29 protein-coding genes and 2 riboswitches are annotated in these 26,268 nt (G+C 41.3%); of the genes, 22 read left to right on the top strand and 7 right to left on the bottom strand.

All coding sequences use genetic code 11. The features are described 5' to 3' along the window. Positions 1-146: 146 nt before the first annotated feature. Positions 147-1,685 carry a rhomboid family intramembrane serine protease gene (locus tag QNH43_RS18220; protein WP_283915172.1) on the top strand — a complete coding sequence of 513 codons (1,539 nt, stop codon included), beginning with the start codon at positions 147-149 and terminating at the stop codon, positions 1,683-1,685. On the opposite strand, the gene QNH43_RS18215 is transcribed toward QNH43_RS18220, so the two are convergent. Next, positions 1,680-2,537 (bottom strand): hypothetical protein, encoded by an 858-nt coding sequence (locus QNH43_RS18215; protein WP_283915171.1) that lies wholly within the window; start codon positions 2,535-2,537, stop codon positions 1,680-1,682. The two genes, QNH43_RS18220 and QNH43_RS18215, sit on opposite strands and share 6 nt — an antisense overlap. A gap of 213 nt (positions 2,538-2,750) precedes the next feature. Here QNH43_RS18215 and QNH43_RS18210 point away from each other — a divergent pair, with 213 nt between their 5' ends. From QNH43_RS18210 to QNH43_RS18190, 5 genes are all read left to right on the top strand, one after another. Continuing rightward, a complete protein-coding gene (locus QNH43_RS18210; protein WP_076365307.1) occupies positions 2,751-2,960 on the top strand; it encodes a YqgQ family protein in 210 nt (69 codons plus the stop codon). Between the two features lie 14 nt (positions 2,961-2,974). Next, on the top strand, positions 2,975-3,946 hold the full coding sequence (locus QNH43_RS18205) for an ROK family glucokinase (RefSeq protein ID WP_283915170.1): 972 nt from the start codon (positions 2,975-2,977) through the stop codon (positions 3,944-3,946). 179 nt (positions 3,947-4,125) lie between these two features. Continuing rightward, positions 4,126-5,976: an LTA synthase family protein gene (locus QNH43_RS18200; protein ID WP_283918395.1), complete on the top strand. Its 1,851-nt coding sequence runs from the start codon at positions 4,126-4,128 to the stop codon at positions 5,974-5,976. 143 nt (positions 5,977-6,119) lie between these two features. Further along, a complete protein-coding gene (locus QNH43_RS18195; protein WP_283915169.1) occupies positions 6,120-7,286 on the top strand; it encodes a M14 family metallopeptidase in 1,167 nt (388 codons plus the stop codon). 170 nt (positions 7,287-7,456) lie between these two features. Further along, on the top strand, positions 7,457-8,629 hold the full coding sequence (locus tag QNH43_RS18190; protein ID WP_283915168.1) for a YqgU-like beta propeller domain-containing protein: 1,173 nt from the start codon (positions 7,457-7,459) through the stop codon (positions 8,627-8,629). A 41-nt stretch (positions 8,630-8,670) separates the two neighbouring features. Here QNH43_RS18190 and QNH43_RS18185 read toward each other — a convergent pair whose 3' ends face one another. Beyond that, positions 8,671-8,844: a DUF2759 domain-containing protein gene (locus QNH43_RS18185; RefSeq protein WP_064505148.1), complete on the bottom strand. Its 174-nt coding sequence runs from the start codon at positions 8,842-8,844 to the stop codon at positions 8,671-8,673. 234 nt (positions 8,845-9,078) lie between these two features. Here QNH43_RS18185 and QNH43_RS18180 point away from each other — a divergent pair, with 234 nt between their 5' ends. Then, positions 9,079-9,705, top strand: a complete 627-nt coding sequence (locus QNH43_RS18180) for an MBL fold metallo-hydrolase (protein WP_076365315.1) — start codon at positions 9,079-9,081, stop codon at positions 9,703-9,705. Between the two features lie 365 nt (positions 9,706-10,070). Further along, positions 10,071-11,171: a class I SAM-dependent methyltransferase gene (locus tag QNH43_RS18175; RefSeq protein ID WP_283915167.1), complete on the top strand. Its 1,101-nt coding sequence runs from the start codon at positions 10,071-10,073 to the stop codon at positions 11,169-11,171. A 52-nt stretch (positions 11,172-11,223) separates the two neighbouring features. On the opposite strand, the gene QNH43_RS18170 is transcribed toward QNH43_RS18175, so the two are convergent. Next, positions 11,224-11,466, bottom strand: coding sequence for a DUF2626 domain-containing protein (locus QNH43_RS18170; protein WP_076365317.1), 243 nt, complete (start codon positions 11,464-11,466; stop codon positions 11,224-11,226). Between the two features lie 85 nt (positions 11,467-11,551). Beyond that, entirely contained in the window at positions 11,552-12,253 is a 702-nt protein-coding gene (locus QNH43_RS18165) for a helix-turn-helix transcriptional regulator (protein ID WP_283915166.1), read from the bottom strand. Between the two features lie 212 nt (positions 12,254-12,465). Here QNH43_RS18165 and QNH43_RS18160 point away from each other — a divergent pair, with 212 nt between their 5' ends. The 10 genes from QNH43_RS18160 (at position 12,466) to QNH43_RS18120 (ending at position 17,316) form a co-directional block, all read left to right on the top strand. Beyond that, on the top strand, positions 12,466-12,846 hold the full coding sequence (locus tag QNH43_RS18160; protein ID WP_283915165.1) for a Spx/MgsR family RNA polymerase-binding regulatory protein: 381 nt from the start codon (positions 12,466-12,468) through the stop codon (positions 12,844-12,846). 92 nt (positions 12,847-12,938) lie between these two features. Next, positions 12,939-14,024: a competence type IV pilus ATPase ComGA gene (gene comGA, locus QNH43_RS18155; RefSeq protein WP_434060129.1), complete on the top strand. Its 1,086-nt coding sequence runs from the start codon at positions 12,939-12,941 to the stop codon at positions 14,022-14,024. Beyond that, positions 14,008-15,042: a competence type IV pilus assembly protein ComGB gene (gene comGB / locus QNH43_RS18150; RefSeq protein ID WP_283915164.1), complete on the top strand. Its 1,035-nt coding sequence runs from the start codon at positions 14,008-14,010 to the stop codon at positions 15,040-15,042. The genes comGA and comGB overlap by 17 nt, the downstream gene beginning before the upstream one ends. Before the next feature lie 89 nt (positions 15,043-15,131). Then, the gene (gene comGC, locus QNH43_RS18145) at positions 15,132-15,431 is read left to right on the top strand and encodes a competence type IV pilus major pilin ComGC (RefSeq protein WP_283918393.1); all 300 of its coding nucleotides are present in this window, start codon (positions 15,132-15,134) and stop codon (positions 15,429-15,431) included. Positions 15,432-15,438: 7 nt separating this feature from the next. Then, the gene (comGD, locus tag QNH43_RS18140; protein ID WP_283915163.1) at positions 15,439-15,882 is read left to right on the top strand and encodes a competence type IV pilus minor pilin ComGD; all 444 of its coding nucleotides are present in this window, start codon (positions 15,439-15,441) and stop codon (positions 15,880-15,882) included. Beyond that, complete coding sequence (locus tag QNH43_RS18135) at positions 15,869-16,207, top strand: hypothetical protein (RefSeq protein WP_283915162.1); 339 nt, start codon at positions 15,869-15,871, stop codon at positions 16,205-16,207. The genes comGD and QNH43_RS18135 overlap by 14 nt, the downstream gene beginning before the upstream one ends. After that, positions 16,155-16,277 carry a prepilin-type N-terminal cleavage/methylation domain-containing protein gene (locus QNH43_RS27855; protein ID WP_434060128.1) on the top strand — a complete coding sequence of 41 codons (123 nt, stop codon included), beginning with the start codon at positions 16,155-16,157 and terminating at the stop codon, positions 16,275-16,277. The genes QNH43_RS18135 and QNH43_RS27855 overlap by 53 nt, the downstream gene beginning before the upstream one ends. Before the next feature lie 24 nt (positions 16,278-16,301). Further along, positions 16,302-16,634, top strand: coding sequence for a ComGF family competence protein (locus tag QNH43_RS18130; protein WP_283915161.1), 333 nt, complete (start codon positions 16,302-16,304; stop codon positions 16,632-16,634). After that, on the top strand, positions 16,627-17,013 hold the full coding sequence (gene comGG / locus QNH43_RS18125; protein ID WP_283915160.1) for a competence type IV pilus minor pilin ComGG: 387 nt from the start codon (positions 16,627-16,629) through the stop codon (positions 17,011-17,013). Before QNH43_RS18130 ends, comGG begins: the two co-directional genes overlap by 8 nt. A 117-nt stretch (positions 17,014-17,130) precedes the next feature. After that, the gene (locus tag QNH43_RS18120; RefSeq protein WP_063233067.1) at positions 17,131-17,316 is read left to right on the top strand and encodes a YqzE family protein; all 186 of its coding nucleotides are present in this window, start codon (positions 17,131-17,133) and stop codon (positions 17,314-17,316) included. Positions 17,317-17,362: 46 nt separating this feature from the next. On the opposite strand, the gene QNH43_RS18115 is transcribed toward QNH43_RS18120, so the two are convergent. Together QNH43_RS18115 and QNH43_RS18110 are read right to left on the bottom strand one after the other, a co-directional pair. Beyond that, on the bottom strand, positions 17,363-18,163 hold the full coding sequence (locus QNH43_RS18115; protein ID WP_283915159.1) for a YqhG family protein: 801 nt from the start codon (positions 18,161-18,163) through the stop codon (positions 17,363-17,365). Beyond that, the gene (locus QNH43_RS18110) at positions 18,141-19,829 is read right to left on the bottom strand and encodes a DEAD/DEAH box helicase (protein ID WP_283915158.1); all 1,689 of its coding nucleotides are present in this window, start codon (positions 19,827-19,829) and stop codon (positions 18,141-18,143) included. The genes QNH43_RS18115 and QNH43_RS18110 overlap by 23 nt, the downstream gene beginning before the upstream one ends. A gap of 375 nt (positions 19,830-20,204) precedes the next feature. Beyond that, a riboswitch (glycine riboswitch) is annotated at positions 20,205-20,292 on the top strand. Between the two features lie 3 nt (positions 20,293-20,295). Further along, positions 20,296-20,378, top strand: a riboswitch (glycine riboswitch). Between the two features lie 139 nt (positions 20,379-20,517). Between QNH43_RS18110 and gcvT the strand changes: the two genes are divergently transcribed. From gcvT to gcvPB, 3 genes are read left to right on the top strand one after another with little or no spacing between them, the layout of a single operon-like run. Beyond that, positions 20,518-21,624 carry a glycine cleavage system aminomethyltransferase GcvT gene (gene gcvT, locus QNH43_RS18105; RefSeq protein WP_283915157.1) on the top strand — a complete coding sequence of 369 codons (1,107 nt, stop codon included), beginning with the start codon at positions 20,518-20,520 and terminating at the stop codon, positions 21,622-21,624. Between the two features lie 17 nt (positions 21,625-21,641). Continuing rightward, positions 21,642-22,988, top strand: a complete 1,347-nt coding sequence (gene gcvPA / locus QNH43_RS18100; protein ID WP_076365379.1) for an aminomethyl-transferring glycine dehydrogenase subunit GcvPA — start codon at positions 21,642-21,644, stop codon at positions 22,986-22,988. Further along, positions 22,981-24,438, top strand: coding sequence for an aminomethyl-transferring glycine dehydrogenase subunit GcvPB (gcvPB, locus tag QNH43_RS18095; protein WP_283915156.1), 1,458 nt, complete (start codon positions 22,981-22,983; stop codon positions 24,436-24,438). Before gcvPA ends, gcvPB begins: the two co-directional genes overlap by 8 nt. A gap of 160 nt (positions 24,439-24,598) precedes the next feature. Here gcvPB and QNH43_RS18090 read toward each other — a convergent pair whose 3' ends face one another. After that, positions 24,599-24,982: a rhodanese-like domain-containing protein gene (locus tag QNH43_RS18090; RefSeq protein ID WP_076365383.1), complete on the bottom strand. Its 384-nt coding sequence runs from the start codon at positions 24,980-24,982 to the stop codon at positions 24,599-24,601. A 204-nt stretch (positions 24,983-25,186) separates the two neighbouring features. Between QNH43_RS18090 and QNH43_RS18085 the strand changes: the two genes are divergently transcribed. Further along, entirely contained in the window at positions 25,187-26,023 is an 837-nt protein-coding gene (locus QNH43_RS18085) for a lipoate--protein ligase family protein (RefSeq protein WP_283915155.1), read from the top strand. The last annotated feature ends 245 nt before the right edge of the window (positions 26,024-26,268 follow it).

Genomic DNA, 26,268 nt, shown 5'->3' with positions numbered 1-26,268 from the left:
GCGAAAACAGCCTTTATTTATAAGGATAGGGGAGGGTGAATTTTAAACAGTCTCCTTTTTTACTTTTTACATGATTTCGTCTATAGTTTTAATTAAAGAAACAGGAATTTTAGAAGCTTAAGTTTCATTGGAAAGTGGGGAAGGCATTGGGATTTAAAGAGGATTATTTGTTTTGGGAAACCATAAGGGAATTGACTGCCCATTATGATTATCGAATGATCACTGTCACGGAAAACCATCAGGAGATTTGGCTTGAGAGCGATAAGGATAAGGCGTTTCCGGTCATAAGACTCATTCGACATGATTTGGATTGGGCTAATTGGCTGAAACGCGACATTGAACGGACATTGCAGAATGGGGAAAGGATCAGAAGGAGATTATACAAAAAACCCATAAACATATTAAGTATCTATGTTAGTAAATTTGCCCCGGTGGATGATCATGACTTTAGTTCACGGATGGCTTCCTTTAAAAAAACGAATGTTAACACATTTCTTCTAACGTGCGAAAACTTTCATGATTCGTTGCAAAACCTTGAACATGTTTTGAAAAAGCCACTTTCAATTCAAGTTCTTGAAGAAAATGAAATAGATGAGGAAAAGGTTCTCGCAGTAAAGAAGGCCGCCATCTCGGAGTCAGTCAAAAAGGCTAAGGCAGAGCAGAAAGTATTTCAAAATGCCAATAAGCCATTCTTTACATATATATTCATGGCGATACAATTAGCTGTGTTCATCTTGATGGAGTTTAATGGGGGCAGCACCAATTCCAAAACTTTGATCGAGTTTGGCGCTAAATTTTCCCCTTATATCATACAAGGGGAATGGTGGCGGTTCTTTACACCGATGATCGTCCATATTGGGTTCATTCATTTACTGATGAATACATTTTCATTGTATTTGATCGGTGCTGAAGTTGAAAGGATATACGGTAATGCCAGGTTCCTTATCATCTATATATTCGCTGGTTTCGCTGGAACTCTAGGCAGCTTCATCATGACCCCTAATCTTTCCGCAGGAGCGAGCGGAGCCATTTTTGGCTGTTTTGGGGCACTTTTGTACTTTGGCATCGTCTATCCAAAATTATTCATGCGCTCGATGGGCTCATCGGTGATCGTGTTGATCATCATTAACTTGATATATGGTTTCACCGTTTCGGGAATCGATAATGCAGGGCATATCGGAGGTTTGATTGGAGGGTTCTTGGCTGCTGGAGTGGTCCATCTGCCAAAATCCAAGAATATCTTTCGACAGCTGGCTTTTCTGATTGGGACGGTAATACTGACCTATGCCCTGCTGCAATTTGGTTACAATCATCAGGAAAGTGCAGCTATAGATGATAATACCATGGCCATGCTGGCCCAAAAGTATATAGATGATGATGAAGAGGACAAAGCGGAAGAAATGCTATTCAAGTATGTCGATGCAAATCCTGAAGCACCGCTATCGCTTTTTATGCTGGGAAATTTATCTTTTGATAAAAAGGACATACTCAAAGCTAGGGATTATTATGAAAAAGCGATTGATAGTAATCCGGATTTGCATGAAGCCCATTACAATCTTGCCTTAGTCTACTTGAATCTCGAATCATTCGATCAAGCTAAGGAGCAAGCTGATAAGGCCATTGAGCTTGCCCCGGATAATAAGTCATACACTAAACTGCTGGCAGAAATTGAAAAGCAACTATAACTTTTGACGCAGCATGATTGGGGTACCGTCTTTCAGGGTAAACAAGACAAGTATTTCACTTTGATTCTTCGCCATAAGCAATAGGGGGGTGGTGCTACCTTGTGGATTCACAGTGGATCCATCCTCCTTTTTTATTCCCAACACATAATTTTTGTAAAGTCCTTCCCATAGTTTTCCCACAATTTCCTCCCGTTTGAATTGGGGGAATGCAGCAAGCCATTGATTTTTCTTTGAGGGCAGATCTGTTAAAGAGATGATATTGTACTGTTCCAGATTAACCTGAAAAGCTTGACCAGCTTTCTCCAAACCATTTCGAACCGTTTGGTCCGTCAAGCCGTCCAGCGTTTTTTTCCACTGAACCTGTTCTTCTGAAAGCGGACGGTGGAAAAATTGAAAAACCGGTGTCGTTACTGTATAAAGTTTATCTTTACTGAGCTGCTGGGCACTGGTGAAAATTGTGTCACTCGGATGAACCTCGGCATAATGAAACGTTACCGCTTCATAACGCCCGCTCTCGGATTCTTTAGATTTCGCTTTTTGAGAGAGTTCTTGTTTATTTTGGCGCCAATTTTTTAAAGCTCCTGCCAATTTTCCATTTTTGTATAAAAGCGATACGTCCTGACGTAAGTAAGCAGGCTGGTCCAAAGAAGACTCCACCCTCCAAGTGATGGTATAGGTGGAATCCCCGGTACCCTTCGGTGTCAGGTGGGTGGAGGCATGATCAAAATGGAGCGAGGAATCGATGGGAAAAAAAATGATGGTTTCCTCTGTCTGTTTATGATTTGATAAATAAAGGATGACAAATATGGTGGTTAAAACCAAAAAGACGGTATACTTCAATTGTACTTTCATTTTTCCCCTCCGTTTTCACGCGTGATGAATGCATTAAAACATTAAGTTGTTACATCAAATCGAAAGAGTCCACATTCTTGATATTTCATCATATGAATACAATTGGACATGTATGAGGGGGGATGGGGGAAATTATCAAAGGGGAAATGGGCGCTTGTTACAAAGAGGCTGATTCGATATACTTTCCTATAGAAAAGAGTAAAGAGGTTTACGATGAAAACATATTATGATCTACAACAATACTTGAAAAGATTTGGTACATTTATCTATATTGGTGATCGCTTAGCCGAGCTTGAACTGATGGAAGCCGAAATAAGGGAAATCCACCGTATGCAGATGATGGATACGAAAGATTATCAAATGGCGATCCTTTTAATTAGGCAGCAATTGTCTCTTGAAAGGGAAAAACAGAAAAAAAATTGATAAAAAAGGTGAGAATGATGGAAAAGTGGCTGATGGGTGTGGATTTAGGCGGTACAACTACCAAACTGGCTCTGATCAATTTATACGGAGAGATCATTCATAAATGGGAAATCAGCACGGACATCTCCGAAAAGGGAAAATTCATTACGATTAACATAGCCAAAGCAATTGATGCGAAGCTCGTGGAACTTAATGAACCGAAGAGTAAGATAGTAGGGATAGGAATGGGTGCTCCCGGGCCTGTGAAATTTGTTAACGGTTCCATATATGAAGCCGTCAATCTAGGCTGGAAGGACTATCCTTTAAAAAATTTATTGGAGGTGGAGACATCTCTTCCGGCTGTAATCGATAATGATGCCAATATGGCAGCTTTGGGAGAAATGTGGAAAGGTGCCGGTAATGGTGCCAAAGACCTCGTTTGTGTAACTCTAGGAACGGGTGTAGGCGGCGGGATCATCCATAATGGGCAAATTGTCCATGGTACCAGTGGGGCTGCTGGAGAAATAGGGCATATAACGGTCGTAACGGACGGAGGGGCACCATGCAATTGCGGTAAGACTGGTTGTTTGGAAACGGTTGCTTCGGCAACGGGAATCGTCCGTATGGCTATAGAGGCCTTGAATACCGCCGATGAACAGTCAATGCTTCAGCAGAAAGTCGAAGAGGGAAATGCTGTTACTTCCAAACTGTTATTTCAATGCGCTGCAGCAGGTGATCCTTTGTCCAAAGCTGTGGTAAATAAGGTAGGCAATTATTTGGGGCTTGCATTATCACATGTTGGAAATGTCATGAATCCAGATAAAATCGTCATTGGTGGGGGCGTTTCGCAAGCGGGAGACATTTTGCTTGAACCTGTCCGTTCTGCCTTCGGGAAGTATGCATTCAAACGGGTTAGTAAATCAACGAAAATCAGCCTGGCCACACTAGGCAATGATGCAGGGGTAATAGGTGCAGCCTGGCTCATTAAAAGCCAACTGAATACGTGATCCCTTGCTGCCCTGTGGCAAACAGGGTTATAAGAAAAAAGATGGAATATTCAAAAAGATCCCCCGTTTTTGGGGGGCCAATCGTTCTGCTTTTGCATAGGGGGAGGAACCATGACCCATGATTGAGGCGCTCTGCATCATGGCTCCAGCGCTTTTTCGATGAGGAGGGACCAGGATTGATTAGGGTCTTCAAAAGACAGGGATATTCATTGTTTTGGGTCGTATTGATTTCACTTTGGCTTAAAACATATATTGCTTATAAAACAAGTTTTGAGATAGATATTGATAATTGGATCCAGGAGTTCATACTATTCATCAATCCTGTCAGTTTCCTTTTGCTTACTCTTGGCGTGAATATATTTTTAAAAGAAAATAGAAGGACAGCATACTTATTGATCATGAGTTTTTTCATCACCTGCGTCCTTTTTGCCAACCTTGTTTTTTTTCGCTTTTTCAATGACTTTTTAACCATTCCCGTTCTTTTTCAAACGAGCAATATGAGCGATCTTGGAAGCAGTGTACATGAATTGATCAATCCGAGTGACCTTTTGTATTTTTCCGATATTCTGGTCTTGATGCTTCTGCTGAAATACATACCAAAAACATTCCAAGAATGTCGATACAATCCCCAGGACCGTAAATTCTTTTTGCTAATGGCTTTGGGAGTGACATTTTTCAACTTGGCTTTAGCTGAAGCGGCGCGTCCTGAACTACTGACAAGAACGTTTGACCGCGAAATCCTCGTTAAGAATATAGGTACGTACCATTATCACCTTTATGATGCAATATTACAGACGAAATCATCAGCTCAACGGGCCCTTGCGGATGGCAGTGAATTGTCGGAAATTGAAAATTATGTCCGTGCCAATCAAAAAAAGGTTAATGATGATCTTTATGGTCTGGCAAAAGGTAAAAATGTGATCCTTGTATCATTGGAATCCACTCAAAGCTTTGTCATCAATAAAACGGTCAACGGTGAAGAAATCACTCCTTTTCTGAACCAATTCATTAAAGAGAGCTTTTATTTCAATAACTTTTATCACCAAACTGGCCAGGGGAAAACATCCGATTCAGAATTCATTATTGAGAATTCCCTCTATCCTTTAGGTAGGGGGGCAGTATTTTTCACTCATGCCCAAAATGAATACAAAGCCACCCCCGAAATCTTAACCGAAAAAGGTTACAATACGTCTTCCTTCCATGCCAATAATAAAAGCTTTTGGAATCGTGACATAATGTACGCTTCTCTCGGGTATCAACGGTTTTATGATAGTGATGAATACAAAGTCTCTGAAGGGAATTCCATCAATTGGGGTTTGAATGATAAATCGTTCTTCAAGCAATCAATCTCTCACTTGAAGCGGTTGCCTGAGCCTTTTTATGCCAAGTTCATAACGTTAACCAATCATTTTCCATTCACTTTGGATGAAGAGGACCGGACATTGGAACCGTACGATTCGAATTCCAAAACATTGAATCAGTATTTTCCGACCGTACGTTATACAGACGAAGCCTTGGAACAATTTATCGGTGATTTGAAACGTGATGGATTATATGAGGACTCCATTATTGTACTTTATGGTGACCATTATGGAATTTCGGAAAATCACAACTCTGCCATGAGCCAGTTCCTTGGGAAGGAAATCACGCCTTTTGAATCCATTCAACTTCAGCGTGTCCCGCTCATCATACATATCCCTGGGCAGGAGGGGAAAACGATTTCCACGGTTTCCGGCCAAATTGATGTAAGGCCGACTCTCCTTCATTTATTGGGGATTGAAAATGATGATTATATCGAATTCGGCAAAGATCTTTTTTCTGAAGAGAAATTAGAATTCACCGTTCTTCGCGATAGCAGTTTCATCACAAAGGATTATCTCTATACGATGGATACCTGTTATGATAAAAAGACCGGAGCGGCGACTGCAAAGGATTCATGTGAAAAGTATTTGGATAAGGCAAAGCAGGAGCTTGAGTACTCTGACAAAATCATTTATGGGGACTTGCTCCGATTTTATGAGCAACATTGAAAAAGGAAACCTGGCGCAATCCAGGTTTTTTTGTTTTTTCAGGAAATCAGTAGCATTACAATTTATGAAACACATGAGACTTCCTGAACATCTTTCTGTTTTTCGCTTCATAAAGATAAAACAATGAAAGGGGCGGAGGCTGAATGAAAGTTGTGAGCAGAAGCGGGGATGATTTGGCATATTACAGTCAATTGTTCCAAATTCCCCGGGTTTTGATTGAGGATGCCAATCCCGCCATTACCGGCGAGGTTTTGCCAAATGGCATGGAAGTACAAATACCTGGGTACATTGTTCAGGAAGAGTCCCGGTTAGATATCGATTTTGCCGAAATCGCTTTACAATATCACCTGCCCATCGATGGGATATCATTATTGAATCAAGATGGAAAAAAACCTTTTTCCGTACCCGTCCGGGTGATGAATCCCATGATTGTCACCGACAAGCCTTATGAATATCAATCACTTCTTGACGATCTTGATATTCTATCTTTTCATTACCCCTTTATTAAGGTTGAATCCATCGGGAGGAGTGTGTTGGGAAAAGAACTGCTTGAGGTAAAAATCGGTCAAGGTGAAAGGGTCATACATTATAACGGTTCATTCCATGCTAATGAATGGATCACTACGGCGGTTTTGATGAAATGGCTGAATGATCTTCTGCTGGCAGTAACGAATGATCGTACACTATGTGGAATGGATTGTATGCCCTTCTATCGGGATATGACCATTTCGATGGTTCCAATGGTGAATCCGGATGGAGTCGAGCTTGTCCTAAAGGGGGAGGAGGCGGCAGAGGGGCAGGTTGATGTTTTAAAAATAAATAATGGAAATCCTGCTTTTTATGCTTGGAAAGCAAATATCCGCGGTGTGGACCTGAATAATCAATATCCTGCCAATTGGGAGATTGAAAAGCGCAGAAAGATTCCAAAAGCCCCTGCACCGAGGGATTTTCCAGGAGATACCCCGTTATCAGAACCAGAAGCATTGGCCATGAAGGAGCTGGCAATAAGGCGGAATTTTGAAAGAGTGCTTGCACTTCACACCCAGGGAAAAGAATTCTATTGGGGATATGAGGGCCATGAACCTGAACAGGCAGCGAATGTTGCTAGGGAGTTTGAGGAGCGCAGCGGATATCGGGCCGTACAATATGTTGACAGTCATGCCGGGTATAAAGATTGGTTCATTCAGGAATTTAAACGCGGCGGATTCACAATCGAGCTGGGAAAGGGCATCAATCCGCTTCCGCTATCCCATTTGCCTGGTATATACGAAGATTCTGTCAAGATTCTGATGGCAGGCCTATATATGTGATGCTCCCATAAGGAATATACTTCTAAAAAAATATAAGGTCATTATCCGCCACATTTTCTCTTTTTTACTTTATAATGAAAGAGAGTAAGGATTCGATTGGTTAGTCCTTACTCTCTTTCTAATGTCTCGCTCACATATGCCAGGCGTTTTAGTTTTGAAGTGGGAGGTGTGTGGAGATTAAAGTATCCAAAGCAGCACTTTGTATGCGGCTTTCCATTTGTAAGATGTTGTGTTTCGTCCCATTATTTATCTCCACTATCCTTCTTATCTCGGCTTGTGAGCCTTCCAAGGACCTTAGTAAACCCGTAAATGATACGGAAAAAGAACATTCCCAATCAAACCTGGAAACTTCAGTAAGCAATTTAAAGATCTCGACTGCAGAAACGGAAAAAATCGAAGCCATTTTTGGATGGCTGGATTCTAAAACCATTTTATATTCTGTGAAGCGGGATGGTAATGAATTATCCCAGTTGATGGCATGGAATTTGGAAACGAATGAAACTTCCGTTTTCTATCAGCCGGCTTTTGCGTTTTCTGAAGTATCGATCAGTCCGTCTGGTACGCATATTTTGTTATCGTCCTTCACTTCTTCGGATAAAGCATCCATCACAATACTCGATAAAACGGGAAATCCATTGTATTCCGTGGCGATCCCTGCCTATGAATTAGCTTATGAGTGGAATTCATTTAAAGATGGCCAGTTGTTTGTATCGAGCTTTTATGAAGATTGGACTTACAGCAGTTATGTGTTAAACCCAGATGAACAAACTATGGAAACTCTGGACTTTCCGCAGCCCTTTGCTCAATGGGCAAGTGAAAATGAATTGATGTTTCTGGATTGGGACAAGGAAGAACCTGCTTTGACGGCTCCCCTGGAAAGAAAAGCGCTGAATGGGGATGGAGCGGACAGTCTTATGCTCGATGTCATTCACTTTAAAAAAATGAAACAAGCGCTGATGACGATTCAAGTGGAGACAGAAAAACGAGATCGGGGTACATATGCATTTTATGATTCAGCAAACAAGCCGATCCACTCTTTTTCCGTGCCGCTATTGAAAAGCTTTTCAGATTGGGTGATTCCATCCTATGATTTCATTGAAAAAAACAAGGAATTCATAACATTCATTCCTAATGAATCAAAAGATGCGGACCAATATGAGGGAAGGTTTACCTTAACTAAATTAAATTGGGAAAAAGGCACACAAGAAGAATTGATGAAGGACATGGAAAATGAACCATTAAGCTGTTCGCTTGATGGCAACTTCTGCTTATATGGATATCAATTTGAGAAAATCATTGATATGAAAACCCATCAAATACAAAGATTGTTCAAACAAACATGATGACCTAAAACAAAAGCTCGCCGGATGGCGAGCTTTTTTCTTCAATGGGCAACAGGAAAACCGCTGTTGATGATAGTCATGACAGTGAACCAGCCAAACACGACTGCACTGCCGGCTGCAAAAATGAATCCTAAGAAGTTTCTCTTTTTTAATGAGGTAAACACAGCTGCCACTCCTAATATAGCCACAAGTCCGAAAACAACCATTAATATCATGTCAAAACCCCCTTTTTACGTAATGAGTACCTAATCCCTAATAATATACCCAGAGAATAAAGCAACTACCAAAAATATGTAGAAAAGATTGCATTTGTTAATATCTTAATATTTTTTCAATTATTTGTCGAGGTTTAATAGGTGACACTTCTATGACTTGAGTAAACCGGATTAACATTAGCAGCATAATTAGTGTAAGATGAAGATAGAAAATCATAATTGGAGTTGATGGAAATGAAATGGAAACAAATTCCTTTAGGCCCGCTGCAAACGAATTGTTATGTAGTTTCCGATGGACAGGATTGCATCATTTTCGATCCGGGTGAAGAGCCACAGAAAATCATACAGTACATACAAACAAAAAATTTAAAGCCTTTGGCGATTTTATTGACACATGCACATTTTGACCATATCGGTGCTCTTGATGCTATTCGGGATCATTATGGGATACCTGCATATATTCATGAAAAAGAGGCCAAATGGCTGCTTGACCCCGCGTTGAATGGATCCCAAAACTGGTTCCCTGAAAATCCGATGCGAATGAAGCCTGCCGATCACATACTGGCAAATGAGCAGGAACTCACTATTGGAGGATTCACTTTCGAAGTATTCGAAACTCCCGGACACTCACCAGGGAGCGTTTCGTATTATGTGAAGGAAGAACGTTTCCTCTTTTCAGGGGACGTCTTGTTCCAAGGAAGCGTTGGCAGGACCGATTTAATAGGGGGAAGCGAGGCAGTGCTGTTAAATAGCATTGAAACGAAGCTGCTGACACTTTCTGATGATGCTATCGTTTTTCCTGGTCATGGGCCTGTCACGACCATTTTGGATGAAAAGAATACTAATCCCTTTTTGAGATGATGACTTGCAGGTGCCATATGGCACCTGTTTTATTTTTAGCATTTTTATAATGGGAAAATATTGAAAGGGGTCATTTCCGCAACTATACTGAAGATAAAAACGTTAAAAGGCTTAAAGAAATTTCTGTGGTCTTCCTAGTGTGGATGACTCTTCTGATTCTGCCCTGAATTAAGAGTGCATATTTGCTGGAAGCATTCATTTTTTTATGGTGTCACTCGGGAGATGGAAAATTGAACATTTTGTGAACCTTAAATTTGTTTTCGAGTATGATTGTCGATAAAAAAACTTATTTATGTGTTTTATTAAGAAAAAGGAAAGTTTAATTTTCAATATGATGAAAGATGATGGAGACGGAGGCTGTTGTGTTGAAAAATCACTTGAAGGAATTGATTGCAGGAAGCCCCCAAAAAAGGATTTCCTTTCATGACTATATGGATGCTGTTTTATATACGCCAAATATAGGCTACTATGCACGCGCAAAAGAGAAAATTGGCCCAAGAGGGGATTTTTATACGTCTGGCAATGTTGGGGATGCATTCGGGAGATCACTGGCCAGGTGGTTCGTTTATTTGATAAAAAGGTGCGGAGTATCACCAAGAATCATCGAGGTCGGCGCAGGGGACGGTAAGCTGGCTTATGACATCCTTGTTTTCATAAAAGAAATGGAACCGCAGATATGGGACTCTCTGACTTATATCCTTGTGGATGGCAGTCCATTTCATAGAAAGGTTCAGCAAGAACGTATAGGGATGTTCAAACAGGCAGTTTCTGCCGCCAGTTTAGAAAAATGGACGAATGTAAATGGAATCGTCTTTTCAAATGAACTTTTCGACGCCTTGCCTGTACATGTCATTGAAAAGGATAAGGGAGCCCTTGTAGAGGTATTCGTCACTGAAAAGGAAGGCGATTTGGCAGAAGTGAGGGAACCTTTGGACAACCCTGACATTCTATCTTACCTTACAGAACGAACTATCACCTTAAATGAAAAACAACGATATGAAGTTCCTCTAAAAATGGTCCGTGAATATGAGAAGATCGTTTCCTGTATCGAATCGGGTATTCTCCTTACGATTGATTATGGCTATACCGATAGGGAATGGAAGGAGCCAGCTCATCTTCAAGGAAGCTTGAGGGGCTATTATCAGCATCAAATGATTAAAGATGCGCTTATGTATCCTGGTGATATGGATTTGACGACACATATCCATTTTGACACATTAATCGAGATGGGAAAAAGAAAGGAACTTTCCAATCAGGGGCTATTTCTTCAAAATGAATTCTTGCTTAAAGCAGGGATACTGGAGGAATTGAAGGACCATCAAGGAACTGATCCATTCTCGAAAACGGCAAAGCGTAATCGGGCAATTCGGGGGCTAATCGTTCCAGGGGGATTTAGTGAACATTTCAAAGTGTTGCTCCAATCAAAGAATTTAGCAGAAGGTGTGAGGATCTTTCCTGAATGGTGACAAGTAAAAACCCATGAATCAAAATTCATGGGTTATGTAATATTGCTTGTTCTTAATGCGCAGTACCCGGAGTCATCATGAATACGCTCCAGTAGGAAAATCCTGCAAAGAAAACGGTAAGATAGGCGCCGAAAACATAGATATACATGCGCTCAGATAATTTCAAATAACTTAAAAGTACAAAAAAGATCGTTTGTGCAAAGAAAAGCAAAGACGTTTGATGCATATGGCCAAGATAAAAGAAAATTGCCATAATTCCTGTCCAAAATCCACATACTCTGAACATGCGTTCCACCCGAATCCCTCCTTATGTCTAGTCGTGTACATTCTAAATAATTATAAATGAAATTGTAAGGTAATGTAAAGGATGCCTTTTGTTTCTATGTGAGAACCGAAGCCTGGTATGAGCATGTTGCACAATTGGACATCATATTTTCTAATTCCACAATATCGACATTCTCAAACAAGGCTTCGAACATACCTTCTAAAAATGAATTGTGCATGGAGCAAATTGTTCTTGGCTCCACTTCAGCAACTTCCTTAAACGGGCAATTGAAAATACGGAAGTATATTTTATTTTCTTCTTCGCTTGCTTGTATTTCAGGGGATAACCCTGCGATGGTAGCCGCATTTTTAAGCAAGTCGACCTTTTCCCAAAAACCAAGTCGATCGATCGATGTCGAATTCAGGGCTAGTTGCTGATCGATCAATTCCTCCCCGAATACTTTTCCCGTTTCATAAAGTGCCTGTTTTCCTTGTTCCCCTAATGTCATCATCGTCTGTATGGCAATCCTTGAAAGCAGCTGATAGTTCCTATATGGAAAATGAAGCTGAATGACTTTATCAGATAATCGATAAAGTCTGCTGGGACGACCGCCTTTCCCGGTCTTTCGGGAATCCGAGGTCAACATATCGATATCCTCCAGTTTTGACAAATGCAGACGGGCAACATTTGGATGGATATTAAAAGAATCGGCGATTTGCTGTACCGATACATCACCATGCGTGTTCACAATATGCTGATATATATAATATCTGGTGGGATCAGCTAACACATTTGTTATTTTTAACGTTTGTTCCATTACATCCCCCTGTTTCCATAGTTTAACTATGTCCATTATAATGCAGACCGAAAAAAATGGAATAAGAGAAAGGGCAAACTCCCTTTAGTTTAAAAAATGTTCACAAATAAAGCGGATTGATAAGCGAATGTCTATACAATAATTGTACAAATATTATACAATCATTACATAGATTATTAATGTATACAAATTGTGAACGGGGAGTGATTAGTATGGCACAGTTAACTTTCTTTTCGTATCCAAGTTGTACATCTTGCCGCAAAACAAAAAAATGGTTAAGGGCAAATCAAGTTTCCTTCGATGAGCGACATTTATTCAGAGAGACTCCAACTGTAGCAGAGTTAAAAAGAATTCTTGAATTGACATCGGAAGGGCTTGATGAAGTCTTAGCGACAAGAAGTGAAGCATACAAAGACTTACAAGTTAATATTGACGAAATGATGCTTTCTGATGCAATCCAATTATTAACAAAAGAACCGAAGTTATTAAGAAGGCCCATTCTCATAGACGGGCAAAAACTGGTGATTGGTCATAATGTAGACGCATTAAGAAATTTGGTTTCCCAAAGGCTTAATTTGAAAATGAGCATGTGAGATGATTCTCGAAGTTTTTTCGAGAATTTTTTTTCTTGAAGCAGGAATTTGTCGTGGATTGTCGAATCCATACAACAAGAACATAGGAGGTGATGAATGAATTGATATCGATTGAAAAGACCGCAGAAAAAATACTGACCCGTGCTGTACAGGAATCGGCATCGGATATTCACATTTTTTTTCGCAGGGAGGGACCTCTCATCCAATTCAGGATAGATAATAAGCTTGTTCCAAAGGAAACATTATCATTCTTTGAAGCTGAGAGGCTGATCGCTCATTTAAAGTTCCTGGCCTCGATGGATATAGGGGAGAAAAGGAGGCCCCAGAGTGGTGCCATCACCATCAATTTGGCTAACCAGGTGGTCGGACTCCGCCTTTCCACTTTACCCACTGCCCATCTCGAAAGCTTGGTCATCCGCTTAATACCCCAACAGAATATCCTTCCTCTAGAACAGTTATCCTTATTTCCAAGCACCGTTCAAAAATTGATTGCACTCCTTAAGCATTCCCATGGCATGCTGATATTTACCGGTCCGACTGGCAGTGGAAAAACCACTACACTATATTCCCTGCTTCACCATGCCCAAGAGATGATCAATCGAAATATTATTACACTTGAAGATCCAATTGAAAATGTATCCGAAAAGGTATTGCAAGTCCAAATCAATGAAAAGGCGGGCATTACGTATTCTGTCGGACTAAAAGCTGTTCTGAGGCATGACCCTGACGTGATCATGGTTGGGGAAGTCAGAGATGCAGAAACCGCCAAAATCGCAGTGCGTGCCGCATTGACCGGTCATTTGATACTTACAACCATGCATACAAGGGACGCCCAGGGCGCCATCTCCAGGTTACTGGAATTTGGTGTGAGCTTGCTTGAGGTTGAACAGAGTTTGATTGGCGTGACAGCACAGCGGCTGGTTGAATTGCGTTGCCTTGCATGTAAAGGGGACTGTGCTTTACCTTGCAAAATGACTGCCAGGAATAAAAGGGCAAGTGTATATGAATTGCTATATGGAAGAAGCCTGGCCGAGGTTCTCCGGATAATGGGAGATGAAAGAGGAGAGGCAACGGTAAGCTACCGCCAATTGAAGGATGAAATCGGAAAGGCGGTTGCGATGGGTTATGTGGATTCCAAGGAATACGAACGGCTGGTATACGTTGAAACCAAAAAGTAAATGGAAAGTAAAAGAGCAGGCGGTCTTTATTTCGAAGTTAGGTGAATTATTGAATCATGGTTATCCATTAGCGGACGCTTTACATTTTCTTGAGTTTCAGGAATCAAAGAAGAAAGCGGAAGACTTCACTCAGGCTAAAGCCGATTTAAGGAACGGTTACCCGTTGCACATGGTGCTGAGCCATCTTGATTTTCATCCGCAGCTTGTAAGTTATATATTTTATGGAGAACAATATGGCGACCTGGAACGGGCGTTGAAAGAAGGAGGGCGATATTGGAAGAAAAGAACCGAGGATATGGATAAAGTAAAAAAGTTAATGGTGTATCCCGTATTCTTAGTCTTTTTTGTAAGCATCGTTTTTTATATTCTTCAGAGTGTTCTCCTTCCCAAATTCCAGACAATCTATTTCACGATGGATGTCGATCAGCACACACTCTTAAAATTAATGTCAGCCTCCACATTCATTCTTCCAGCACTCCCCTTCTTATTTCTCGGATTGCTCCTATTCTTGTATGTACTCAAACGATTTTGGTTTAACGGATTGTGCCCATTAAGGCAGCGAAGGATTTTGATGGGAATTCCTATATTCGGGACCTTCCTCAAATTATACGAAACTTATTTTTTTGCCAGCCAATTCAGTGGCTTGCTTTCCGGAGGGCTATCGATAAACGATAGCATCAAATTATTCTCGATAAATCAACAGCAGCCTTTTTACCAAAAACTATGCAATATCATTAAGGATGATTTAATCGAGGGCAGATCACTTGAAACGATTTTTCGGGAGCTCCCATATTTTGATCGGAATTTACCGGTGGTCGCTGCAAATGGTCAAAAATACGGCAGACTTGATGCGGAGCTGCTTCATTACAGTCGTTTTTTACTGGAGAGGATTGAAGAGAGAATGAATGCAATCTTGAAAATCATTCAGCCTCTTATGTTTTCGCTTATAGGTCTTTTGATCGTATCCATTTATTTGGCAGTTTTGCTGCCGATGTTCTCACTGCTCGAAGGTATATAGGATTTCATTTTTGTATTCCGGAGGTGAAAATGCTCGAAGGTCATCTGGTATTCAGATGGTTTCAGGAGCATGATGATATGTTGAAGAAAATGATGAATGAACGAGGTTTTACACTAATTGAAATGCTTATTGTTTTACTGGTAATATCCATCCTTTTGATTATAACGATCCCCAATATCACGAAGAACCAATCTACAATCCAGTCTAAAGGATGTGAAGCATTCGTGAAGATGGCCCAAGCACAGGTACAGGCTTATGAGATCGACAATGCTAAACTGCCCGGAAGTATCGGTGAATTGGAAACTCAAGGCTATCTCAAACAGACATCCTGTCCTAATGGGGATGCTATTAGTTTGGATAGTAAAGGAAAGATAACGGTCGTTGAGTAGGAGAGACGTGCAAATACGGCATTCCAATGGGGGGTATACACTATCTGAAACCCTCATTGTCCTCGTTATTTTTGTACTCCTGATTTCCATCGGACCTAATCTATATCCTAGCTTCACTAAAGGAATGGAAAATAGGCTATTCCTATCTCAATTCCATGAAGATCTTTTCTATGCACAACAGTATGCCATCAGTCATGAGAGCTTGATTTACCTCCATATCGATAATACCAAAAAGGTTTATACCGTTTCGTCTTATAAGGAGGGAATCGTTCTAGAGAGAAGCATACCAGAGGATATACAGTTTTTAAGTGGCACTTTGGGGTTCAGCTTTCATTTTAATCAGTATGGAAATGCTTCAAAAGCCGGAACGCTTATGATTGACACCTCAAAGGGAAAGTACAAGCTGACCCTCAATATCGGTAAAGGGAGGTTCAGGATTGAGAAATTGTAAAGGTTACGTCTACCTTGAGCTGATAGCCGCATTTGCCGTTTGTATATTCCTGGTCCTTGCCATTTTACCAATTCTTGAAGAATTATTGATGCATCGGAAAGATATTGCCGTAAGGACAGAAGCCCACCATTTATTATATGAAAGATTGACGGCGTTCATGGATGGGGAGATACAAGCAGTTAGTCAGGAAATCATTTACAAAAAAAGATCCTATGAGTTGGTTTGGAAGGACCATGGGGATTTCCCTGGAATGATTGAAGGGTGTGTACGTTATGAAGATGAATCGGGTAATCTGGAATCCATTTGTGATGCTGCGAAAAAATGATGGCTTTACGATGATCGAAATGCTTTTTTCATTAATGATTTTAATGACGACGTCCCTTTTTGTTCTATAGCTTTTTTCTATCATTCACACCCAGATGGGGTCCGTTGATAAATTGCATCCTAAAGAATGGGAGGTCTTTACCATGCAAATGAAGCAGGAGGTCCGGAGTTCCAAAGATCAGGATGTAATGGGAAATAAATTATATTTGCTTTCAGGTGATCAATTGTCATCGTTTGAACAATATGAAGATAAGATCCGAAGACGAGTGAATGGAATGGGGCATGAGGTCATCTTGCAGAATATTTCGGAATTCCGGGTTGAGAAGGATGGCGGTGTCATTGTTATAAATATAACGGATAAAGCAGGGACTACCTTCAGTCGAAGATTTCACCCATTCATTAGGAATGTTACGAAAGTCGATGAATAATCAAAAAGGAGTCGTTTTCCCGATGGTCATGATTGTAGCAAGTGTTTTCATCATGTTCACGATACTGATGATAGACCAGTTTATCATTGATAAAAAGTTCTATAAAGAAGTGGAAGAATCGCTTGTGGCCGACCATCTTGTCCATCTAGCCATCAAGGATGTGACGGAAGAGTGGGGCGAAGAGATCCCAAAAATCATCCAGGGGGAAATTACATATCCCAATGGTGTGGTGCGGTATTCCTTGATGAAACAAGAAGGTCCTTACGTATATATCGAGTTTTCCTCCACGACAAAGAATGATCGCGAGGGCAGGGTCATCATTCAATACGATATAGAAGCGGGGAAAGTGAAAGAATGGTTGGAAAAGCAGGCTGTGTAATACACAAAATCAACACTCTTTTAAAACGGAACACGGCAGGTTCACGTGTTCAGGGAACAAGCGGAGGAATAAAAGGAGCGTAAACCGGGCATACTTTGCATAGGGTGATGATTTTATATGTCTACAAACGCTTATATTAAATATCTGACGCAGCAGCTTGTCGAGTATTTTAATCTGACGAAAAAGGAACGAAAAGAAAAGCGCCGTCACAGAAAAGAGGATAAAAATCATGGTATGTCCCATTGGTTTGGCATTGTCCCTTTTGCTTTGTCGATGTTCGTAAGGAAAAATATCAAAAAGTGAAACAGATGTCCTATACTTAGGACATCTGTTTCTTTTCGTTCTTGCCTTATCCTAACGCCCTATCTGAAAGGTAAAATAATCCTCCGTTGATTATGGATATTCTGATATTGGGTTCATATTGAGCTTTTAGTGCTTCTTTCTCGGTATAATAACTCTCACTTTTTTCGTCCATATCCTTGTAAAAATGCTCCAATAAATTCAAATCATTCTGCCAGCGCAGCATTGCTTCCTCCGCCCAGGAATGGTCATCATCCTCGAAACTGGTCCTGATGTATGTATCCAGTCTTGCCAATCCACTCTTGGGCATGATCAAAGGTGAAAGCGTAAAGGAGTAATCCGGTATTTTGGGGGTGACCTTTACCGGTAAAACCCGATGGTGAAACCCTTCCTTGATTTCACCCGAGATTAAATTCAATCCAATCGACATGAAAGTATCTTTTTTACGGTCGCATTGATAGGATATTTTCACATTCAGGGTCAGCCAAGGAAACAAAGGATTATTCCCGCCGCCTTTTGATGGAGGAGTATCCTCAAAGAGTCTAGTATACCCTGCCAGCTTTTTGGTTGATTGAATGATCTGATGAAGGCGTGGGGATCCAAAATGAATCATTTCTCCCTTTAAATCGGATGGAGCTTGTTCTGGATCGGTAATGAAAGTCATCCGTGCCGGGTTCGGAACGCCACCTGTTTTTTCTAGATAATGCCAATAAAAGGGTCTATTCATTAATTCTTTATCCATATCAATCGTCAATTGGACTGTAAGGTGGGTTGGTGCATTATCCAGTATTTCGCAATCGTTGGCTTTAAAGTAAGTTATTAAAAAATCATGAATTTCCCGTTGCTGCATGAACCTCACCTTCCTTCATTGATTGAGCGAATTGGATTAATGATGAAAAATTATCCATTTTGATTTTCATTTCGCCCTCTGTTTTGGACTCGCCGACCACATCGATTAAATATTCTTCAATGTTATTGATATCCAGTTTGGTTAGAATATCATCTAATTCTCCAATTACTTTTTCAAATAAATTTATTTTTTCGTATAGTAACTTCAGAATATGTTCTTCTACTGTATTTTTCGTGGCAAAGTTATAAATCATCACATCTTCTTCCTGACCAAGGCGGTGAATCCGTCCAATTCTCTGTTCGAGCCTCATGGGGTTCCATGGCAGGTCAAAATTAATCAAGTGATGGCAAAACTGAAGGTTTATCCCTTCCCCGCCAGCTTCTGTTGCAATTAATACCTGTATATTCTTTTGGAATAATTCTCGCATCCAGTCTTTCTTTCCGCGCTTAAAACCGCCTCGGAAAGGAACCGAAGAAATCCCATTCTGCTGTAGGTACCATTGGAGATATAGCTGAGTCGCCCGGTATTCGGTAAAGATGATCACTTTGTCATCAATTTTCTTGATCAGTTCCAAGGCTTTTTCAGCTTTGGAGTTCTGAACTGTTTCATTCACTTTAGAAAATAAATCATCAAGCTTTGCCAAAAAGTCAGGGGAAGGCTGATCATATTTTTCTTTCATATTCTTTAAAGTATAAAAGACCGCCTCTCTGCTGCTGCATGCTTCCCTTTGGAGAGTGAGAGCCGAAAAGGCGCTTCCTTTTGATCCATCCGAAATAGGCTTGAATTTGGAAACAGCATCGTACAATGCCTGTTCCGTTGGAGAAAATTCAATGGTGATGGTTTCCACATGCCGTTTTGTCCATTCAATGCCAGTATCGGCCCGCCGGTTTCGAATCATGACAGTATTGACCAGTTCCTTTAGGTGTTCATCTTCAATGATGTTCCGGCCTTTCCCTTTATACTTTTCCGAAAAGAGTGAGGCATTTCCCAAGTGGCCCGGTTTCAATAACGAAACGAGGTGAAAAATCTCCTCGACTTTATTTTGAATCGGAGTGGCTGTCAGGAGTAAACAAAATTTCTTTTTCAGATTTTGGACGAATTCATAGTTCTTCGTCTTATTGTTTTTAAGTTTATGAGCTTCATCAATAATGATGAAGTCATATTCCTGAGTGAAAATGATATCTCGATGTGGAACGCGTTTCGCTGTATCAATGGATGAAATGACCACATCACAGGAGTCCCAAACATAACTTTTCCTCTGAACGACTGCCGGTATATGAAACTTGGTATTCAATTCAAAAGCCCATTGTGTGACAAGGGAGGCTGGAACAAGGATCAATACTTTTTTTACAAGCCCCCTAATCATATACTCTTTTAGGATCAAGCCTGCTTCAATTGTTTTTCCGAGCCCCACCTCATCGGCTAAAATGGCCTTTCCATTCATCTTTTCCACCACTTGCTTGGCTGCTTCCAATTGATGGGGAAGCGGGGTTAACTGCGGAAGGTGCTTGGGCGCCTGTAAACCTTCGAAATCAGGGATGATAAGGTTTTCCTCCATTTGAACCGCCAACTTATAAAGCTCCCAATTTCCCCATGGACCGTCGTTTTCCATTTTTTGCAGAAACTCGTCATTCCATTCAGAATTGAAGGATATATTGATTTTCATAGAAATAACTCCCTCTTAAATCATAATTTCCTTAATAAAAGGTCAAAACCCGAACATTTCGTATGTGAAATAAGAAAAATATTTCTCTTCAAAAGATATTGCAGAGATAAGTTTCTTAGGGTAGGATATAAGTATATTTAGAAAATTCCAATTTCCAAACGCTACAAAGAATCTTTGTACATCGATTTTGCAGTTCGCGTTTTCTTAGTATGGGCTATAGGCTCCTAATTTATCCAAGATTACTGAAGGAGATCACTCAAACGGTTTCTGAAGTTTTAGGAGAATTGGCAGAGAATGCATTCCATGATGCTCAAAGGTTTTACCGATGCTTGGGGCTATTTCGCTTCCTTTCATTGGCAGACCATTCATATGCGGGTGAAGATAAGGGGAGAGACTACGGATGTAGCGCCGAAGGAGCAAACTTAGCAGTGAATCTCTCAGGCAAAAGAACTCTTATTGGACGCAACTCTGGAGAGCGCCGCCCGTTTGGGACGGCCACCAAAGGGGAAAACCTATTACATAGGTAAACTTTCAGGTTTCAGGACAGAGAAAAAGCTCAAACGGGCTTTCTCTGTCCTTTTTTGTGCTTTTTTCACATCATGAATCAGGATATACCTGAAGCGTAATGACAAGAAGCTTTTGATAATGAAGCCAATTATTTTTAAAAAAATCTGAAGGGGGTCATTTTTTGACCAATTTAAAAAGAACACCACTATTTGAGGTTTATCGTGAATACGGAGGTAAAACGATTGATTTTGGCGGCTGGGAACTTCCTGTCCAATTTTCGGGTATAAAGGACGAACATGAAGCCGTACGTACAAAAGCGGGGTTATTCGATGTTTCCCATATGGGGGAAGTCGATGTTAAGGGTCCTGGGAGCCGTGCCTTTTTACAGAAGATGCTGACTAATGATATATCAAAGCTGCAACAGGGCGGTGCCCAATATACCGCCATGTGTTATGAAAACGGAGGCACGGTTGATGATCTTATCGTGTATAAAAGGGCTGAGGACGACTATCTGCTCGTGGTCAATGCAGCGAATACAGAAAAGGATTTCAATTGGCTGCAAGCTAATTTAACGGAAGATGTCCAAATTTCGAATGTATCGAGTGACTATACACAGCTGGCACTTCAAGGGCCATCTGCAGAAAAGATATTACAAAAACTATCGGGAAATACTGACTTAAGTGAAATTGGATTTTTCAAGTTCAAGGAAAATGTCCTGATTAACGGTATCTCCACGTTGGTCTCCCGTACTGGATACACTGGTGAAGATGGTTTTGAGATATATAGCGACAGTGAAAATGGCCCTGCCCTATGGAAGGCGATTATGGAAGCCGGAAAGGAAGAGGGGGTTCAGCCGATTGGTTTAGGTGCTCGTGATACCCTGCGTTTTGAAGCGAAACTGCCGCTGTATGGGCAGGAGCTTTCAGCGGACATCACCCCGCTGGAAGCCGGTATTGGTTTTGCAGTGAAAGTGGATAAGGAAATGGATTTTTTCGGGAAAGCCGTTCTTGCTGAGCAAAAGGAGAAAGGAGCTCCCCGCAAGCTTGTGGGAATTGAAATGATTGACCGTGGCATTCCACGTCATGGGTATAAGGTCTACAGCGGTGATAAGGTCATTGGCGAGGTCACGACCGGTACACAATCACCAACGTTGAAGAAAAACGTGGGATTGGTACTTATCGATAAGGAATTTTCGGTGCTGGATGCGGAAGTCGAAGTGGAAATCCGTTCCAAACGTTTGAAAGCCGTTATAATACAAACACCTTTTTATAAAAAACCACGTAAATAGAGGGGAATGGTCATTAGATGAAACATCGTTATTTACCCATGACAGAGCAAGATAAACAAGAAATGCTGGAAGTGATAGGGGTATCTACTGTTCAAGAACTTTTCAATGATATCCCTGAAAGCGTTCGTTTTCAAGGAGAATACGATATTAAGCCTGCTAAATCGGAACCTGCATTGATGAAAGAATTATCAAGGCTTGCTGCCAAGAATGCGGACCTTAAAAACTATGCTTCCTTCCTTGGTGCGGGTGTCTATGACCATTACGCACCGGTCATCGTCGATCATGTTTTATCCCGTTCTGAGTTTTATACGGCTTATACACCCTATCAGCCTGAAATTTCACAGGGCGAGCTTCAGGCGATCTTTGAATATCAAACGATGATATGTGAATTGACGGGCATGGATGTAGCTAACTCCTCCATGTATGACGGCGGGACGGCGTTAGCTGAAGCAGCCATGCTTGCTTCAGGCCAGACACGACGCAAGAAGATTCTCATTTCAGGGACCGTTCATCCTGAATCAAGAGAAGTTGTGAAGACATATGCGAAAGGGCAACGCGTGGAAGTGGTCGAAATTCCTTATAAAGACGGTGTGACGGACTTAGCTGCTTTAAGGGAATTGGCGAATGATGACATTGCAGGAGTGATCGTGCAATATCCGAACTTTTTTGGCCGCATCGAGCCATTGAAAGAAATGGAGGAAATCATTCATGGAGTCAAGTCCATGTTTATCGTTTCCAGTAACCCGCTTGCATTGGGAGCTTTGACATCCCCTGGTGCACTCGGTGCAGATATCGTAACGGGGGATGCCCAGCCATTCGGCATTCCAGCGGCATTTGGGGGACCTCATTGTGGCTATTTTGCCGTTACTAATAAACTTGTTCGGAAAGTTCCGGGCCGACTCGTCGGTCAAACGGTGGATGAAAATGGAAAAAGAGGGTTTGTACTGACGCTCCAAGCTCGTGAACAGCACATTCGCCGTGACAAAGCCACATCCAACATTTGTTCCAATCAAGCTTTGAATGCCTTGGCAGCCTCTGTTGCAATGACCGCGCTTGGCAAAAAAGGTGTCAAAGAAATGGCCGTGCAAAATATTCAAAAAGCGCATTATGCGAAAAAAGCAATTATGGCAAAAGGGGTGGAAGTGATATTCGACGGTCCTTCGTTTAATGAATTTGTCATTAAACTGCCTGCTTCGTTTTCAGAAATCAATAAAAACCTTTTTGAAAAAGGGATGATCGGCGGCTTCGATTTAGGGACGGTTTATCCTGAGCTGAAAGACCATATGCTGGTGGCGGTAACTGAACTTAGAACAAAAGAAGAAATCGATGCACTTGCGCAGGAATTGGGGGATCAACATGAATAATCAAGATCAATCACTCATTTTTGAAATCAGTACTTCCGGTCGAATCGGATACAGTCTGCCAGAAATGGATGTTGCAACTATTCCGCTCGAAGAAATTCTTCCTGCCGATTACATCCGTGAAGAAGAGGCAGCGCTTCCTGAGGTGTCCGAACTGGATATCATGCGTCATTATACAGCACTTTCCAAACGGAATCATGGGGTGGATTCGGGTTTTTATCCGCTGGGTTCATGCACGATGAAATATAATCCGAAGATAAATGAAAATGTGGCACGCTTCAACGGTTTTGCCCATATCCATCCATATCAGGATCCGGCTACTGTTCAGGGAGCATTGGGATTATTATTTGATTTGCAGGAACACTTAACGGAAATCACCGGGATGGACCAAGTGACATTACAGCCTGCAGCAGGTGCTCACGGTGAGTGGACTGGATTGATGATGATTCGCGCTTTTCACGAAGCGAATGGCGATACAGAACGGACTAAAGTGATTGTACCTGATTCTGCACACGGTACGAATCCTGCCTCTGCAACTGTTGCCGGACTTGAAACGATTACAGTGAAGTCGGATGAAAATGGGTTGGTCGACCTGGAAGATTTAAAGCGTGTTGTCGGACCGGATACGGCGGCCTTGATGCTGACGAACCCCAATACATTGGGATTGTTTGAAGAAAACATTTTGGAAATGGCACAACTTGTCCATGACGCAGGTGGGAAACTTTATTATGATGGAGCCAATCTGAATGCAGTCCTATCAAAAGCACGACCGGGTGATATGGGCTTTGATGTGGTTCACTTAAATCTCCATAAAACATTCACAGGCCCGCATGGCGGGGGCGGCCCGGGTTCTGGTCCTGTAGGGGTGAAGTCGGACTTGATTCCCTACTTGCCTAAACCGCTTGTGGTCAAACAAGGTGAGCAATTCGTTCTTGATTATGATCGCCCGCAATCCATTGGCAGGGTAAAACCTTATTATGGTAATTTCGGGATAAACGTGAGGGCATATACGTACATTCGGTCAATGGGTCCTGATGGCCTTAAAGCCGTCACCGAGAATGCGGTCATCAATGCCAATTATATGATGCGTAGGTTGGAACCATTTTTTGACTTACCATATAATCGTCATTGTAAGCATGAATTCGTATTAAGCGGACGCCGTCAAAAGAAATTAGGGGTAAGGACTCTCGATATAGCCAAAAGATTGCTGGATTTCGGGTATCATCCTCCAACCATTTACTTCCCGTTAAACGTGGAAGAAGGAATGATGATAGAACCGACTGAAACCGAGTCAAAAGAAACGCTGGATGCGTTCATCGATGCGATGATCCAGATTGCCAAGGAAGCGGAAGAAACCCCTGAAATCGTTCAGGAAGCTCCGCATACAACCGTTATAAAGCGGCTTGATGAAACTCTTGCTGCAAGAAAACCTGTTCTGCGCTATCAAGCCTAGACTGATAGCTTACACGAAAAAATCCCTGCCTGCCGGCGGGGATTTTTCATGTTTATGTAAGAATTCATTAAAGTCCAACAGTTAACTTTCATTTTCCTAGAGCCCGCATGATGCACAAGAAGGCTTTTTAATTTAAAAGAGCCCATGCGGAGATGGGGTCTTATTTCTTTGCTTTGATTTTCCCGGTCCACATCTTGAAACCGCCCTTTAGGTGAAAAAGTTCCCTGTAGCCCTTTTTGTATAGCATGGCTGCAGCTCTTCCGCTGATGATTTCGCTTTGAGCGTACAAATATACAGGCTTGTCCGGCCTAATTTCGACCAAGCGCGTTTTCATTTGAGTCATAGGGATGTTTCTTGCGCCTAAGATATGACCATTATCGAAATCATTCGGTTCCCGCACATCGATTAGCTGCACTTTTCTGTAGTTAGCGATAAATTCGTCCTGTGTTAATGTTTTAACGATTTTACGCTGGCGGTACCAATTAAAAAGTGAATACGCAATAACCACTCCTAAGATGATGAGCAGTGTATATAATATTTCCAAACATAAAAACTCCCTTCTACCTTAACGAATACAGACAATCTTTATTATATAATTGCTTTACCCAATAATCAAAAAGAATTTTCATCAAAATTCTTCATCGACTTGATGGCACTTTCTTTTTTAGAGTGTTAAAGTCTGTTAAACTACTACATGTGAGTTTTTTGTGGGGGATTGAAAAACAGTCTATTGAAACGAGGGGTAAGGATGACTAAAGATAAATGGGGTTTTATAGATTCGGGGTATTGTTCACCGGCTTTTAATATGGCGTTGGACGAAGCACTGTTAAACTGGCAAAGCAAAGGGGGAATTCCGCCAATCATACGCTTTTACGGCTGGGATCCAGCGACATTGTCGATTGGTTATTTTCAAAAGGCTGAAGCGGAAATTGATTTGGAAGAGGTCAAAAGGCAGGGCCTTGGATTTGTTCGCAGGCCAACAGGAGGACGAGCGGTACTGCACGAGCATGAATTGACTTATAGCGTAATCGTTCCAGAATCCTATCCGGGAATGCCAACTACCGTTACTGAAGCATATCGTGTTATTTCTGAAGGAATATTAATGGGATTCAGGAATCTGGGATTGGATGCTTATTTTGCCGTGCCTCGAACCGATCAGGAAAAAGAGGCTTTAAAATCGCCCAGGTCTTCCGTCTGTTTTGATGCTCCAAGCTGGTATGAACTGGTCGTCGAGGGCAGGAAGGTCGCTGGCAGCGCTCAAACCAGGCAAAAAGGCGTCATCCTTCAGCACGGGTCCATTTTGCTTGAACTTGATGATGATAAGCTCTTTAGCGTATTTAAATTCTCAAATGACAGGGTTAAAGAGAGAATGCAAAAAAACCTGAAAAATAAAGCTGTGGCCATAAATGACATTGCTGGGAGAAAGATTACCATCCCTGAAGCGAAAGAAGCTTTTGAAAAAGGTTTTGCCGAAGGACTTTCGATCGAGTTAGAGCCATACGTCCTAACTGAAAAGCAATTGCTGGAAGTGAAGGCCATTGCAGAAAGCAAATATGAAAGCGATGAATGGAATTTCATGAGATAGACGAAGCGGGATAATTAGAGTGATTAATAAAAAAGTTTTTTCAGATTTGTTTGACCAAATAACCCATCCCTTGCAGGGATAAGCCCTAAAAGGGATGGGGAAAAAGCAAGGTCCAAATTAATTGAAATCTGATGAAAAATTATTGTAAATCGACATTTTCCTCCCTTTTGCTAACTATATTAATTGATTTATCGTTTGACAAAATAAAAAGTTATTCAAAACAAACACAATATATAGTAGTTGAA

Origin of the sequence: Peribacillus simplex, assembly GCF_030123325.1 — a bacterium.
Classification (GTDB): Bacteria; Bacillota; Bacilli; order Bacillales; family DSM-1321; genus Peribacillus; species Peribacillus simplex_D.
This window is presented reverse-complemented; position numbering and strand designations above follow the sequence as displayed.